14 protein-coding genes are annotated in these 13,751 nt (G+C 70.0%); 8 read left to right on the top strand and 6 right to left on the bottom strand.

Features of this window, described 5'->3' with window-relative positions; all coding sequences use genetic code 11:
• Positions 1 to 92 precede the first annotated feature (92 nt).
• The 4 genes from ACFQU3_RS01640 to ACFQU3_RS01625 are packed head-to-tail and all read left to right on the top strand — an operon-like array spanning position 93 to position 2,138.
• Positions 93 to 755 (top strand): GNAT family N-acetyltransferase, encoded by a 663-nt coding sequence (locus tag ACFQU3_RS01640; protein WP_385905520.1) that lies wholly within the window; start codon positions 93 to 95, stop codon positions 753 to 755.
• Positions 752 to 1,441 (top strand): AzlC family ABC transporter permease, encoded by a 690-nt coding sequence (locus ACFQU3_RS01635; RefSeq protein ID WP_385905517.1) that lies wholly within the window; start codon positions 752 to 754, stop codon positions 1,439 to 1,441. The genes ACFQU3_RS01640 and ACFQU3_RS01635 overlap by 4 nt, the downstream gene beginning before the upstream one ends.
• 2 nt (positions 1,442 to 1,443) lie before the next feature.
• Complete coding sequence (locus tag ACFQU3_RS01630; RefSeq protein WP_385906578.1) at positions 1,444 to 1,752, top strand: AzlD domain-containing protein; 309 nt, start codon at positions 1,444 to 1,446, stop codon at positions 1,750 to 1,752.
• A gap of 2 nt (positions 1,753 to 1,754) precedes the next feature.
• Positions 1,755 to 2,138: an MmcQ/YjbR family DNA-binding protein gene (locus ACFQU3_RS01625; protein WP_385905515.1), complete on the top strand. Its 384-nt coding sequence runs from the start codon at positions 1,755 to 1,757 to the stop codon at positions 2,136 to 2,138.
• 102 nt (positions 2,139 to 2,240) lie between these two features.
• On the opposite strand, the gene ACFQU3_RS01620 is transcribed toward ACFQU3_RS01625, so the two are convergent.
• Both ACFQU3_RS01620 and dapB read right to left on the bottom strand, forming a co-directional pair.
• Positions 2,241 to 3,104: a rhodanese-related sulfurtransferase gene (locus ACFQU3_RS01620; protein ID WP_385905512.1), complete on the bottom strand. Its 864-nt coding sequence runs from the start codon at positions 3,102 to 3,104 to the stop codon at positions 2,241 to 2,243.
• 11 nt (positions 3,105 to 3,115) lie between these two features.
• Positions 3,116 to 3,904: a 4-hydroxy-tetrahydrodipicolinate reductase gene (dapB, locus tag ACFQU3_RS01615; protein ID WP_385905509.1), complete on the bottom strand. Its 789-nt coding sequence runs from the start codon at positions 3,902 to 3,904 to the stop codon at positions 3,116 to 3,118.
• 131 nt (positions 3,905 to 4,035) lie between these two features.
• Between dapB and ACFQU3_RS01610 the strand changes: the two genes are divergently transcribed.
• A complete protein-coding gene (locus ACFQU3_RS01610) occupies positions 4,036 to 5,649 on the top strand; it encodes an FG-GAP-like repeat-containing protein (RefSeq protein WP_385905506.1) in 1,614 nt (537 codons plus the stop codon).
• Positions 5,650 to 5,726: 77 nt separating this feature from the next.
• Here the strand turns inward: ACFQU3_RS01610 and ACFQU3_RS01605 are convergent, their stop codons facing one another.
• Both ACFQU3_RS01605 and rpsO read right to left on the bottom strand, forming a co-directional pair.
• Positions 5,727 to 7,976, bottom strand: a complete 2,250-nt coding sequence (locus ACFQU3_RS01605; protein WP_385905503.1) for a polyribonucleotide nucleotidyltransferase — start codon at positions 7,974 to 7,976, stop codon at positions 5,727 to 5,729.
• 174 nt (positions 7,977 to 8,150) lie between these two features.
• Entirely contained in the window at positions 8,151 to 8,420 is a 270-nt protein-coding gene (rpsO, locus tag ACFQU3_RS01600) for a 30S ribosomal protein S15 (protein WP_385905500.1), read from the bottom strand.
• A gap of 233 nt (positions 8,421 to 8,653) precedes the next feature.
• On the opposite strand from rpsO, the gene ACFQU3_RS01595 reads away from it, so the two are divergent.
• On the top strand, positions 8,654 to 8,809 hold the full coding sequence (locus ACFQU3_RS01595) for a DUF6131 family protein (RefSeq protein WP_385905497.1): 156 nt from the start codon (positions 8,654 to 8,656) through the stop codon (positions 8,807 to 8,809).
• 123 nt (positions 8,810 to 8,932) lie between these two features.
• Here ACFQU3_RS01595 and lpdA read toward each other — a convergent pair whose 3' ends face one another.
• Positions 8,933 to 10,330 carry a dihydrolipoyl dehydrogenase gene (lpdA, locus tag ACFQU3_RS01590; protein WP_385905495.1) on the bottom strand — a complete coding sequence of 466 codons (1,398 nt, stop codon included), beginning with the start codon at positions 10,328 to 10,330 and terminating at the stop codon, positions 8,933 to 8,935.
• Between the two features lie 184 nt (positions 10,331 to 10,514).
• On the opposite strand from lpdA, the gene ACFQU3_RS01585 reads away from it, so the two are divergent.
• Positions 10,515 to 10,826 (top strand): DUF3311 domain-containing protein, encoded by a 312-nt coding sequence (locus ACFQU3_RS01585; protein WP_385905492.1) that lies wholly within the window; start codon positions 10,515 to 10,517, stop codon positions 10,824 to 10,826.
• Positions 10,823 to 12,478, top strand: coding sequence for a monocarboxylate uptake permease MctP (mctP, locus tag ACFQU3_RS01580; RefSeq protein WP_385905489.1), 1,656 nt, complete (start codon positions 10,823 to 10,825; stop codon positions 12,476 to 12,478). Before ACFQU3_RS01585 ends, mctP begins: the two co-directional genes overlap by 4 nt.
• Before the next feature lie 108 nt (positions 12,479 to 12,586).
• Here the strand turns inward: mctP and ACFQU3_RS01575 are convergent, their stop codons facing one another.
• Positions 12,587 to 13,723 carry an aromatic acid exporter family protein gene (locus tag ACFQU3_RS01575; RefSeq protein ID WP_385905487.1) on the bottom strand — a complete coding sequence of 379 codons (1,137 nt, stop codon included), beginning with the start codon at positions 13,721 to 13,723 and terminating at the stop codon, positions 12,587 to 12,589.
• Between the last annotated feature and the right edge of the window lie 28 nt (positions 13,724 to 13,751).

The following is a 13,751-nucleotide window of genomic DNA, read 5'->3' as shown; positions in this document are numbered from 1 at the left end:
GAGATGGCCCCGAGGGCGTCCAAAGCCGGGTCCGCGGTCGCGATGACGAGGCGACGGGCGGCGCGGTCGTCGCCGCCTGAGAGGATGCCGTGGTGGCACACGAACACGAGCACACCGACGGGCATGCGCACGACCACGGGCACGACCACGGGCACGACCACGGGCACGGGCACGGGCACGACCACGCGCACGAGGCGGGGCCGGTGGCGGACGCGTCGGTGCGCGTGGCGCGGGTGTCCGATGCACCGGCCGTCGGGCTCGTGCAAGCGGTCGTGTGGCGGGCGGCGTATGCCGGCGTGCTGCCCCACGAGGTCGTCGAGCAGTTCGACCCGCGTCCCTTCACGAACGCCTGGCGCGCCTCGCTCGGTGACGCGCCCTCGCCCGACCACCTGCTGCTCGTCGCGTGCGCCGGCGAGCAGGTCGTCGGCTTCGCTGCGGTGGGTCCCTCGCCGGACCCCGACGGTGCCGCGGCCGCGGAGCTGCTCGTCCTCGGCGTCCACCCCGACGCACGCCGCCAGGGGCACGGCTCGCGCCTGCTCAACGCAGCTGTCGACACGGCACGCGGGCGCGGCGCGCGCATGCTGACGGCCTGGGTCCTGGCTGACGCCGACGAGACCCGCGGCTTCCTCGTGGCGGCAGGTCTCGAGGCCGACGGCGCCCACCGTGAGCGCGTGGTGTCCGAGGAGGGCCGCACTGCACGTGAGGTGCGCCTGTCGGCGAGCGTCGTCGACGCCGAGGGCTCGGAGCAGGCGTGACCGAAGGGACGGACCCGGGGGCGCGCCGCGCCGTCGTGCGGCAGAGCCTGTCCGTGGGTGTCGCGACCGGTGCCTACGGCATCAGCTTCGGCGCGCTCGCCGTCGCGGCGGGCCTCGACACGTGGCAGGCGATGGCGCTGTCACTGCTCATGTTCACGGGCGGTTCGCAGTTCGCGTTCGTCGGCATCGTGGCGGGCGGCCTGCACGCGGCACCGGCCGCGATCGCCGCCTCGTCGATGCTCGGCATCAGGAACGGCCTCTACGCGCTCGAGCTGACGCACCTGCTCGGTGTGCGTGGCGCTCGACGGGTCGCGGCCGCGCACCTCACGATCGACGAGTCGACGGCCGTCGCTGTCGCCCAGGGCGACCCGCGCACGTCTCGCCTCGGCTTCTGGCTCACCGGCCTGAGCGTGTTCGTGCTGTGGAACCTCACGACTCTCGCCGGAGCGCTCATCGGCAACCTCATCGGCGACCCACGCACCTACGGCCTCGACGCCGCGGCGTGCGCGGCCTTCACCGCGCTGCTCTGGCCACGCCTGCGCGACCGCGACGCGGTGGCCATCGCCGTGGTGGGCGCCGTCGTGGCGGTCGTGCTGTCGCCGACGATGCCGCCCGGCATACCCGTGGTGGCAGCTGCCGCAGCGGCTCTCCTCGCCTGGCGCGTGCCGCGGAGGGAGCGCCCGTGAGCATGTGGACCGCGCTCCTCGTCGCCGCTGCGATCGCCTTCGGCCTCAAGCTCGCCGGGCACGTCGTGCCCGCGGCCCTGCTCGACGGACCGCGGGTGCGGCGCATCACCGGGGCGCTGCCGATCGCCCTCCTCGCGGCGCTCGTGGCGACGCAGGCGTTCACCGGGACGGGCGGCGCGTTCGTGCTCGACGCGCGCGCGGTGGCCGTCGGCGTGGCGGTCGTCGCGCTCCTGTTGCGCGCCCCCTTCGTCGTCGTCGTCGTGCTCGGTGCGGCGACCGCCGCGATCCTGCGCGCGCTCGGGTGGGCCTGAGAATGGCTGATGCCGACGACGTGCGGCGGTTGGCCCTCGCCCTTCCGGAGGTCGAGGAGATCGCCAGCGACGGGTTCGACTTCCGGGTCGGCAACAAGGGCTTCGTCTGGTCCTACCCGGAGCGCAGACCCGGCCAGCGGCGTGTCATCCGCACCGACATCGCTGTCCTCTACGTCGGTGACGAGGCCGAGAAGCAGGCTCTCGTCCTCGGTGAGCCCGACCTCTTCTTCACGACGCCGGTCTACGACGGCCTTCCGCTAGCGATGCTGTTGCTCGACCGCGTCGATGTCGGCCGGCTCGAGGAGCTGGTGACCGACGCGTGGCGGATGCGCGCGCCGGCGGAGGTCCTCGAACGGCACGACGGGCCGGGCCACGACGACACGTGAGGGCCCGCCACCTCGGGCTCATCCTGCGGCGGGCCCGACGTCCGGGGCGACACGATGTGTCCGTCCGGCCGCCCGGGGACGGTGAGCGCTGCGGAGAGCTCGTCAGGCGTGCAGGTCGCAGACCGGCTGCAGCGGCCGGCCGGGGAGGTCCTCGCGGTTGTGCAGGCGGCTCGTCGGTGCGCCGCAGGCGTGGCACTCGGCGAGATGGGCGGCGGCGTCGCTGAAGCCGACGGTCATCCGCTCGTCGAAGACGTAGAGGTGCCCTTCCCAGAGCCCCCGGTCGCCGCGCTGCTCGCCGTAGCGGACGATGCCCCCGTCGAGCTGGTAGACCTCCTCGAACCCGCGCGAGCGCATGAGGGTCGTCAGGACCTCGCACCGGATGCCGCCGGTGCAGTACGTCACGACGGGCCGCGACCGCAGCTCGTCCCAGCGGCCTGCGTCGAGCTCGCGCACGAAGTCGCTCGTGTGCCGGATGTCCGGCACGACCGCGCCCCGGAACCGGCCGACCTGCGCCTCCACCGCGTTGCGGCCGTCGAACAGGACGACGTCGTCACCCCGTTCGGCCACCAACGTGTCGAGCTCGTCCGGCGTGAGACGGATGCCGCCCCCGACGACCCCCTGCTCGTCGACGGCGACCTCGTCCGGCACGCCGAACGACACGATCTCGTCGCGCGCCTTGACGACGAGCCGCGGGAAGTCGAGCGTCCTGCCGGCGTCGTCGAGCCCGGTGCCGTCGCTCCACCTGACGTCGATGTCGTGGAAGGGAGAGTACTCCCGCGTCTTGCGGACGTACGTCTTGAGCGCCGTCACGTCGCCGCCCACCGTGGCGTTGATCCCATGGCGCGACAAGAGGATTCGTCCGCGCAGACCAAGACCCACACAGAGGTCGCGCTGCCACAGGCGTAGGGCCTCCGGATCGGCGAGCGGCCGGAACGCGTAGAAGAGGACGACCTTCGGGATGGCCACGCGTGCGAGTCTCAGGCGATGCCGAGGTAGTGCTCGAGCCCGACCGTGAGGCCGGGATGGTCGCCGACGGCGCGCACCGCGGCGATGACGCCCGGCATGAAGCTGCCGCGGTCGAACGAGTCGTGCCGCAGGGTCAGCACCTCCCCCGCGTTGCCGAGCAGCACCTCCTGGTGCGCGGTGAGCCCACGCAGCCGCACCGAGTGCACGGGTATGCCGTGGACGGTGGCCCCGCGGGCGCCGTCGGGGTCGTGGGTGGTCGCGTCGGGAACGGCCGGCACGCCGGCCTCGAGGCGGGCGCGCCCGATCAGCTCGGCCGTGCGGGCCGCGGTTCCTGAGGGCGCGTCGACCTTGGCCGGGTGGTGCAGCTCGATGACCTCGACCGACTCGAAGAACGGCGCTGCCTTGGCGGCGAACGACATCATGAGCAGCGCACCGATCGCGAAGTTCGGGGCGATGAGGACCCCCACCCCGGCACCGCTGCCGGCGGGCGGTGCCTCGACGAGCTGCTCGCGCAGCGTCTCGAGCGCGGCGTCGTCCCAGCCGGTCGTGCCGACGACGACGTGGACGCCGCGCTGGATGCAGTGGGCGACGTTGGCGGGCGAGGCGCCGGGGACCGTCAGCTCGACCGCGACGTCGGCCCCACCGAGGTCACCCAGCTGGTCGCCGGAGCCGTAGGTCCCGACGAGCGCAAGCCCGCCGGCCGCCTCGACCGCCTTGACGGCCTCGGAGCCCATCCGGCCGTTCGCGCCGATGACGGCGACCTTGATCTCGCGGGACGGCTGCTGTGTCGAGTCGCTCACGCCCGCCAGCCTAACGAGCCGCCGCGGCCACGCGACGGCGCGCACGGCATACGGACCCATCGTGGGAAGAGAAGGCTGGGAGTCCGCTGGGAGAAGGCGCACACTGGAGGCACTTGTAGGAAGTGGTCCCCATGCTCGTCCCCCCACCCCGCTCCGGGCTCCGGAGCCGACTCCGTCGCCTGGCCCTCGCCCCGCTCGCCGCCATCGGGCTCGCCCTCGGCCTCGTGGTGGCACCGAGCGCCCAGGCAGCCGTGATGTTCGGCCACGACATCTCGTGGCCGCAGTGCTCGACCGCACAGGGCGGCTTCGGGCTGCCGATGCCGCCGGAGAGCACGCAGTTCGTCATCATCGGGCTGACGAAGGGACTGGCGTTCACGGAGAACCCGTGCGTGGCCTCGCAGGTCCAGTGGGCCAAGAGCCGCTCCAAGCCCATCCACGGGTACGCCATGGCGACGTTCCCCACGAGCACGCAGCTGAGCACGTACAAGGCCTCTGGGCCGTGGTCGTCGAGCACCCGCGCCGGACAGCTGTCCAACGTCGGCTACGCCGAGGCCAAGTACGCCGCCGCGACCCTGAGCCGCATCGGCTGGCGTCCACCCGTCGTCTGGATCGACGTCGAGCCGCGGCCCAAACAGCCCTGGCCGACGGGAACCACGCTGCGCCGGGCGGAGAACCGTCACGTCGTCGAGGGGCTGATGCGCGGACTGGGTGACGCGGGCTACGCCTACGGCTTCTACTCGTACACGAACGGCTGGCAGGAGATCGTCGGCTCGTGGCGCCTGCCCGGCGTGCCGGTGTGGGCCACAGCAGGACGGCTCGACTACCCCGCCGAGGCGCTCGACCGGTGCACGCAGCCGAGCTTCTCAGGGGGCCGCGTCTACGTCTCCCAGTGGTACGACGACACGCGTGACTACGACCGCACCTGCGAGCCCTATGCCTTCACGGCGCTCGCCGTGCCACGGGCCTCGTTGTCGAACAGCACGGCCGACTTCAACGGTGACTGGAAGAACGACGTCCTGGCTCGATGGACGTCCACCGCGGCTCTCCGGCTCTACGCCGGCACGGGTACCGGCAGCCACGCAGCGAGCGTGCAGATCAGCACCGGCTGGGGCGCGTTCAATGCCCTCGAGACCCCAGGGGACGTGAGTGGGGACGGCGCACACGACGTGCTGGCACGTAACGCGTCGACCGGTGACCTCTGGCTCTACCGGGGCAACGGCCGCGGCGGCTGGGTCCTGCCTGCCCTTCGAGTGGGCACGGGCTGGCAGATCATGAACGCCATCGTCGGGGCCGGCGACTTCAACGGTGACGGCCGCATGGACGTCGTCGCACGACGGACCTCGTCCGGCGCCCTCTACCTCTACCCGGGCAATGGGACCGGCGGATGGCTGCCCCGCGTCACGATCGGGTCGGACTGGAACCGCTTCAGCGCCGTCGTCGCACCGGGTGACTTCAACGGTGACGGCCGGGCGGACTTGCTCGCACGCGAGCGCGCGACCGGCTACCTGTGGCTCTACCCGGGCACCGGGACGGGCAGCCTCGCGACGCGCGTACTCGTCGGCACCGGCTGGAACGGCCTGACCGCGATCATGAGCCCCGGCGACTTCAACGGCGACCGGACCCCGGACGTGCTGGCACGCGACTCCGGTGGCCGGCTCTGGCTGTACGCGCGCAACGCCGACAACACGTGGAAGCCCCGCGTCCTCGTCAGTACCGGCTGGAACATCGTCAACGCGATCTTCTGACGTCCGGGGACGTCGAGCGGCCCGCCACCCCGATGGGGTGACGGGCCGCTCGTGACGATCCGGGACGGACCTTCCGGTCAGACCTCCGCGGGGGCCTCGGCGCTCGCAGCGTCGGCCGGCGCGGCCTCGGCGGCGTCGCCCGCACCCTCGGGAAGGACCGCGGCGAGGCTCAGCTTGCCGCGCGGGTCGATCTCCTTGAGCTCGACCTGGATCTTCTGGCCGATCTTGACGACGTCGTCGACGTTGTCGATCCGCTTGCCGCCGACGAGCTTGCGCACCTCGGAGATGTGCAGCAGGCCGTCCTTGCCGGGCAGCAGCGAGACGAACGCGCCGAACGTGGTCGTCTTGACGACCGTGCCGAGGAAGCGCTCGCCGACCTCCGGCATCTGCGGGTTCGCGATGGCGTTGATCGCCGCGCGTGCCGCCTCTGCCGAGGGGCCGTCGACCGCACCGATGAACACGGTGCCGTCGTCCTCGATCGAGATGTCGGCGCCCGTGTCGTCCTGGATCTGGTTGATCATCTTGCCCTTCGGGCCGATGACCTCACCGATCTTGTCGACGGGGACCTTCACCGTGATGATGCGCGGGGCGTACGGGCTCATCTCGTCGGGCACGTCGATGGCCTCCGCCATGACGTCGAGGATGTGCAGACGCGCGTCGCGGGCCTGGGTCAGCGCGCCGGCGAGCACCGACGCGGGGATGCCGTCGAGCTTCGTGTCGAGCTGGATGGCCGTGACGAACTCCTTGGTGCCGGCGACCTTGAAGTCCATGTCCCCGAAGGCGTCCTCCGCACCGAGGATGTCGGTGAGCGCGGCGTACTGCGTCTCACCGTCGACGGTGTCGGACACGAGGCCCATCGCGATGCCGGCGACCGGGGCGCGCAGCGGCACACCGGCGTTGAGCAGCGACAGGGTCGAGGCACACACCGAGCCCATGGAGGTCGAGCCGTTGGAGCTGAGGGCCTCGGACACCTGACGGATCGCGTACGGGAACTCCTCGCGGGTCGGCAGGACCGGCATGAGCGCACGCTCGGCAAGGGCGCCGTGACCGATCTCGCGGCGCTTCGGCGAACCGACGCGGCCGGTCTCACCGGTGCTGTAGGGCGGGAAGTTGTAGTTGTGCATGTAGCGCTTGCGCGTGACGGGGCTCAGCGTGTCGAGCTGCTGCTCCATCTTGAGCATGTTGAGCGTCGTGACACCCATGATCTGGGTCTCGCCACGCTCGAAGATCGCCGAGCCGTGCACGCGTGGCAGGACCTCGACCTCGGCGCCCAGGGCGCGGATGTCGGCGAGGCCACGGCCGTCGATGCGGACCTTGTCGCGCAGGATGCGCTGGCGGATCAGCTTCTTCTGGACCGAGCGGAAGGCGGCGGAGACCTCCTTCTCACGACCCTCGAACTGCTCCGCGAGCTGCGCCTTGACGGCGGCCTTGATCTCGTCGAGGCGGTCCTCGCGCTCCTGCTTGCCGGCGATCGTCAGAGCGGCGGTGGTGTCGGCCTCGACGGCGCCCTCGACAGCGGCGTAGACGTCGTCCTCGTAGTCGAGGAAGACGGGGAACTCCTGGACCGGCTTGGCGGCCTCGGCGGCGAGCCGGGCCTGGGCCTCGCACAGCTGCTTGATGAACGTCTTCGAGGCCTCGAGGCCCTGGGCCACGACCTCCTCGGTCGGGGCCTGCTTGCCCTCGTTCTTGACGAGGTCCCACGTCGACTCCGTCGACTCGGCCTCGACCATCATGATCGCGACGTCGTCGCCGACGACGCGGCCCGCGACGACCATGTCGAAGACGGAGCGCTCGATGTCGGAGAAGTTGGGGAAGGCGACCCACTGGCCGTCGATGAGCGACACGCGCACGCCACCGATGGGGCCCGAGAAGGGCAGGCCGGAGATCTGCGTCGAGGCGCTCGCGGCGTTGATGGCGAGCACGTCGTACTGGTGGTCGGGGTTCAGCGAGAACACCGAGATGATGACCTGGACCTCGTTGCGCAGGCCCTTCTTGAAGGTCGGGCGCAGCGGGCGGTCGATGAGGCGGCAGGTGAGCACGGCCTCGGTGGACGGGCGACCCTCGCGGCGGAAGAAGCTGCCGGGGATCTTGCCGATCGCGTACATCCGCTCCTCGACGTCGACCGTCAGGGGGAAGAAGTCGAACTGGTCCTTCGGGGTCTTGCCCGCGGACGTGGTCGACAGCAGCATCGTGTCGTCGTCGAGGTATGCCGTGACGGCGCCGCCGGCCTGGCGGGCCAGTCGGCCGGTCTCGAACCGGACCGTGCGGGTGCCGAAGCTGCCGTTGTCGATGACGGCTTCGGCGAAGGTGATGTCTGGACCCTCCATGAAAGGGGCCCTCGCTTTCTTTTTCTCATGTGCCCGCGCACATCGTCGTTGTGTGCGTGGTGTTCCTTCTTCGGGCCGGTCGGCCCTGGTGCGGTGGTCGACGGGCGTCGGCTGCCCGCACCTACGACGAAAGGCGGTCTCCGCAGAACGCGGTGACCGCCTTTCGTCACGAACTCATCGACGCAGGCCGAGTCGCTTGATCAGCGAACGGTAGCGCTCGATGTCGGTCGCCTCGAGGTAGCGCAGCATGCGCTTGCGGCGGCCGACGAGCAGGAGGAGACCACGACGGCTGTGGTGGTCGTGCTTGTGGGCCCGAGCGTGCTCGGTGAGGTCCTTGATGCGCTGCGTCAGCATCGCGATCTGCACCTCGGGGGAGCCGGTGTCGCCCTCAGCGGTGGCGTACTCGGTCATGATCTGCTTCTTCACGTCAGTGTCCAAAGGCATGGATGAACCGACTCCTTCTCATCTCGTTGCGCGGTGCTCCAGGGCATGTCCACCTGGGCGCTATCGATCCGCGGCCGGTCTACGGCACCCCCAAGGTTAACAGCGTGGCCTGCCGCGCCCTAATCGAGACGTATGCCGCTGCGGCCGTTTGCGGCCGGGTGTTACCTCTTGCTCCCGCCCGGGTATGCCTCTCGATGCTAGGGATTACCTGATCGAAGGAGCGAAGCGACACCATGATCGTTCTCGGAATCATCCTGCTGCTCGTCGGTTGGCTGGCCAACATCGGCATCCTGACCACGATCGGCATCATCCTCATCGTCATCGGGGCGGTCCTGTTCCTGCTCGGTGCCACGGGTCGCGCGGTCGGTGGCAGGAAGCACTGGTACTGATCGCTTGCGCGACAACCGCACGTGACGACGCCTCCGCGATCCTGCGGGGGCGTCGTGCTGTCCGAGTCGGCTCAGTGGTTGATCTCAGTGGTTGATCTCAGTGGTTGAACTCAGAGGTTGATCTCAGAGGTTGATCATGTGGCCGGCGATGCCCTCGACGGCCTCCTTCATGGCCTCGCTCAGCGTCGGGTGAGCGAAGACGTTGCGGGCGACCTCGTCGGCAGTGAGGTCCCACTGCTGGGCGAGCGTGAGGGCCGGGAGCAGCTCGGTGACCTCGGGGCCGATCATGTGGGCGCCGAGGATCTCGTTGTGCTGCGCGTCGGCCACGATCTTGACGAAGCCCACGCCCTCGGCCATGCCACGCGCCTTGCCGTTCGCGGAGAACGGGAAGCTCGCCGTCTTGACGTCGTACCCCTTCTCGCGAGCCTGCGCCTCGCTGTAGCCGAAGGACGCGATCTGTGGCTGGCAGAAGGTGGCCCGCGGGATCATGTCGAAGTTGATCTCCATGGTCTCGGCACCGGCGATCGTCTCGGCCGCCACGACGCCCATCGCCTCGGCGGTGTGGGCCAGCATGAGCTTGCCGGTGACGTCGCCGATCGCGTAGACGTTGGGGACGCTGGTGCGCCCTCGCGCGTCGACCTCGATGGCGCCGCGGTCGGTCATCGTCACGCCGAGGTTCTCGAGGCCGAAGCCCTCGATCCGAGGGGCGAAGCCGATCGCGGACAGCAGGCGGTCCGCCTCGAGCACCTGCTGGTCACCGCCGGCCGCAGGACTCACCGTGACGCGTACACCGGAGCCGGTGTCCTCGACGCCCTCGACCTTCGTGCCGAGGAGCACCTTCACGCCGAGCTTCTTGTACTGCTTGAGGAGCTCCTTGGAGACGTCGGCATCCTCGGTCGGCACCATCCGGTCGAGGAACTCGACGATGGTCACGTCGACACCGAAGTTCTTCATGACATAGGCGAACTCGACGCCGATGGCGCCCGAGCCGGCGATGATGATCGAGCCCGGCAGGTCGGCGTCGAGGATCTGCTCCTCGTAGGTGACGACGTTCTTGCTGACCTGCACTCCGGGCAGCATCCTGGTCACCGAGCCGGTGCCGATGATGAGGTTGTCGAAGGTCACGGTGCGCCGGGAGCCGTCGTTGAGCGCGACGTCCAGCGACGTGGCACTCGTGATGGTGCCCCAGCCGTCGATCTCCTCGATCTTGTTCTTCTTCATCAGGTAGTGCACGCCCTTGGCGCTCGCGTCAGCCACCCCGCGGCTGCGCGAGTGCGTCACGGCGTAGGACATCGTCGCGTCGCCGTCGATGCCGAAGGTCTTCTTCTCCTGCGTGATGATGTGCGCGATCTCCGCGTTGCGAAGGAGCGCCTTGCTGGGGATGCAGCCGACGTTGAGGCACACCCCACCCCAGTACTGCTTCTCGACGACGGCGACCTTCTTGCCGAGTTGGGCCGCGCGGATCGCCGCGACGTAGCCACCGGGACCAGCACCGAGCACAACGACATCGAAATCAGCCATGCGCGACACCTTATCCGGGGGCGGTCGGAGTCGAGGACGCTGCCCGGCCAGCGGGCGCGACGGCGGCCGTAACTGGTGAGAGACTGCAAGTCCGGGTGTCGCAGGACACATTTGGGCGCCGCGCAAGGGTATGTTCCGCGACGCACGGCCGGAGTCGTCCGGCCCTGACCAACGGAGGTCATGCGTGAGTCACGCACCGCACCACCACTACCACGCCCCGCCGGCGAACAAGGGGCTGCTGGCCCTGGCCGGCGTGCTGCTCGCGATCCCTGTCGTGGCACTGCTGCTCGTCGGCACCTACGCCAAGGACGAGCCACGGCTCGGCGGGTTCCCCTTCTTCATCTGGTACCAGTTCCTGTGGGTCTTCCTGTGCTCCGGAATGACCTACGCCGCCTACCGGATCGTGCTCAAGGCACGCCCGCACCGGCCGATGAACCCCGAGGGCGACGAGTATCTCGACGGCGAGAACGACGGACTTGGCGGTGAGCGCCGATGAACACGCAGACCGGAGTCAACGGCGTCGCACTCGCCGTCCTCATCTTCTTCTTCGTCGTCGTCGCCGGAGCCGGCTTCTGGGCCTCTCGCTGGCGTCGCCCGACGAGCATGGAGAGTCTCGACGAGTGGGGTCTCGGTGGCCGTTCGTTCGGCACGTGGATCACGTGGTTCCTGCTCGGCGGCGACCTCTACACCGCGTACACCTTCGTCGCGGTGCCCGCCGCGATGTTCGCCTTCGGCGCCGTCAACGGCTTCTTCGCCGTGCCCTACACGATCGTGCTCTACCCGATCATCTTCGTGTTCATGGCCCGCCTCTGGTCGGTGTCGCACCGGCACGGCTACGTCACGCCGGCCGACTTCGTCCAGGGCCGGTCCGGCTCGCGGGGCCTCTCGCTCGCCGTCGCCGTCACCGGCTTCCTCGCGACGATGCCGTACATCGCCCTGCAGCTCGTCGGCATCCAGGCCGTGCTCGAGGTGGCCGGCGTCGGCGGCGGGGACAACGTGCTCGCCAAGGACCTCCCCCTGCTCGTGGCCTTCCTCGTGCTCGCGCTCTACACGTACACCTCGGGGCTGCGCGCGCCGGCGATCATCGCGTTCGTCAAGGACATCCTCATCTACCTCGTCATCATCGTGGCCGTCATCTACCTGCCGTCCAAGGTCGGCGGATGGGACAACATCTTCGACTCGGCGAAGGAGAAGATGGCGGCGACCAACCCGGCGACCGGGAAGCCCAACGGCGCCTTCGTTCCGGCTGCCGCGCAGTACTGGGCCTACGGCACTCTGGCGCTCGGGTCGGCGCTCGCCCTGTTCATGTACCCGCACTCGATCACGGCGACGCTCTCGGCCAAGAGCCGCAACACGATTCGCAAGAACGCCGCGATCCTGCCCGCCTACTCGTTCGTGCTCGGCCTGCTTGCGCTGCTCGGCTGGGTGGCGATCGCTGCCGGCACGAAGCCGATCGGCCTCGACGGCAAGCCGAACGCCCAGCTGGTGATCCCGCAGCTCTTCGAGGACATGTTCCCGTCGTGGTTCGCGGGGGTGGCCTTCGCGGCGATCGCCATCGGCGCGCTGGTGCCGGCCGCGATCATGTCGATCGCGGCGGCCAACACGTTCACCCGCAACATCTACAAGGCGTGGCTCAAGCCAGACGCGACGACCGAGCAGGAGGCCAAGGTGTCGAAGCTGACCTCCTTGGTGGTCAAGGCGTTCGCGCTGGTCTTCGTGCTGACGCTCGACAAGAGCAACGCGATCAACTTCCAGCTCCTCGGTGGCATCTGGATCCTCCAGACGTTCCCGGCGATCGTGTTCTACCTCTACACGCGGTGGTTCCACCGTCGAGCCCTGCTCATCGGCTGGGCGGTCGGCATGGTCTACGGCACCATCGCGGCGTACAACGTCGTGAACCCGGTGACGAAGTCCAACTTCGGCGGGTCCGTCGCCAACATCCCGGTCATCGGGCAGATGGGCTACATCGCGCTGACGGCCTTCGTGATCAACGTCCTCGTCGCGGCCGTGCTCACGTTCGCGTTCCGCGCGGGCAAGGTCGACGAGGGTCGGGACGAGACCATCCCGGCGGACTACTTCGCCGATGCGGGTGACCCTCGAGTGGAGAAGCTGCCGGTCGGGCCGCACGAGACGACCCCCTCCGTCTGACCCATCGTGTCGAGTGGGCACTTTCACCCGCCTCCGGGCGGGTGAAAGTGCCCACTCGACTGATGTGGGCGGGTGAAAGTGCCCACTCGACGTAGGGGGACGCGGGTGTCAGGTGTCGCGGGGGCGCTCGGGTGGGAGGGCCGCGATGGCCTGGTCGACGTCGAGCCCGGTCACCTGCAGCAGGTCGATGACCGTCGAGCGGATCTGGGCCAGCACCGTCTCGGTCGCGAGGCTCGAGGTCCGCGGCACCTCCCCGGTGCCTGCCGCGACGACGAGCAGCGCCGGGCGACCGATCTCGGGTGACGCATTCTCCGACAGGGCTCGACCCATGACGTCGGTGGCTTCAGCGAGCTCGAGCAGCAGCGTCTCGTAGCCCGGCGGCAGCGGCTCCCCCCGACCGACCGCGACCGTGACGCGGCGCACCAGGACACGCGTGCTGCGCATGGCCCGGTCGAGCGGCTCGACGAGGTCGACCATCTTGCGGACGCCGACCGCGTGCTGGCGCTTGAACGGTGACGACGTCAGCACGGACAGGCCCTCGTCGGCCGCGGCCCGCAGCTCGCGCAGGAGCGACTCGGTGCCGCGGGCCGAGGCGAGCACCTCGGCGGCGAGCGCGACGTCGCCGTCGTGCGCGCTCGACGCAGCACGACGCAGCAGCTCGCCGATCTTGCGCACGGCCTCGGCCGCAGCGACGCGAGGCCGTCGCAGGGGCGCCTGAGGCACGACCGTCGCTGCAACGAGGGCGATCCCGCCGCCGATGAGCGCGTCGGTCCACCGCGTGAAGGCCTGCCCCGGCGAGGCGACGAGGGCCGCGATGACGATGCCCTGCACCGCCGACTGGGTCACGACGACGGGCCCTCCGTCGAGCAGGGTGGCCAGACTCATGGAGACGAGCACGACGGCCGTGATCTGCCACGGGCCGCTGCCTGCCACATGGACGAAGACGTCGGCGACGAAGACGCCGACCGCGACTCCTACGGCCACCTCGAAGACCCGCCGCAGCCGCTGGCCGTAGGACATGCCCAGACAGATCACCGCGACGATCGGGGCGAAGAACGGCGTGACGTGACCCACGAGGTCGGTCGCGACCCACCACGCGACACCGGCCGCGACGGCGCACTGGGCGAGCAGGAAGCCCCGCGCGCGCAGGCGCTCGAACCGGGTGCGCACGCTGAGCCGGCTCCGGTCCCAGGCCCGGTCGAGCGCCTCGATGACCGGGGCGTCGCTCCTCAGGTAGTCGTCCACGCTCGGGCCTCTCGGGTCGGGTGTCCTC

This window comes from Terrabacter sp. GCM10028922 (genome assembly GCF_042666095.1).
Lineage (GTDB): Bacteria > Actinomycetota > Actinomycetes > Actinomycetales > Dermatophilaceae > Terrabacter.
The sequence above is the reverse complement of the archived record's forward strand: the minus strand, read 5'-3'. Positions and strand labels throughout refer to the sequence as shown.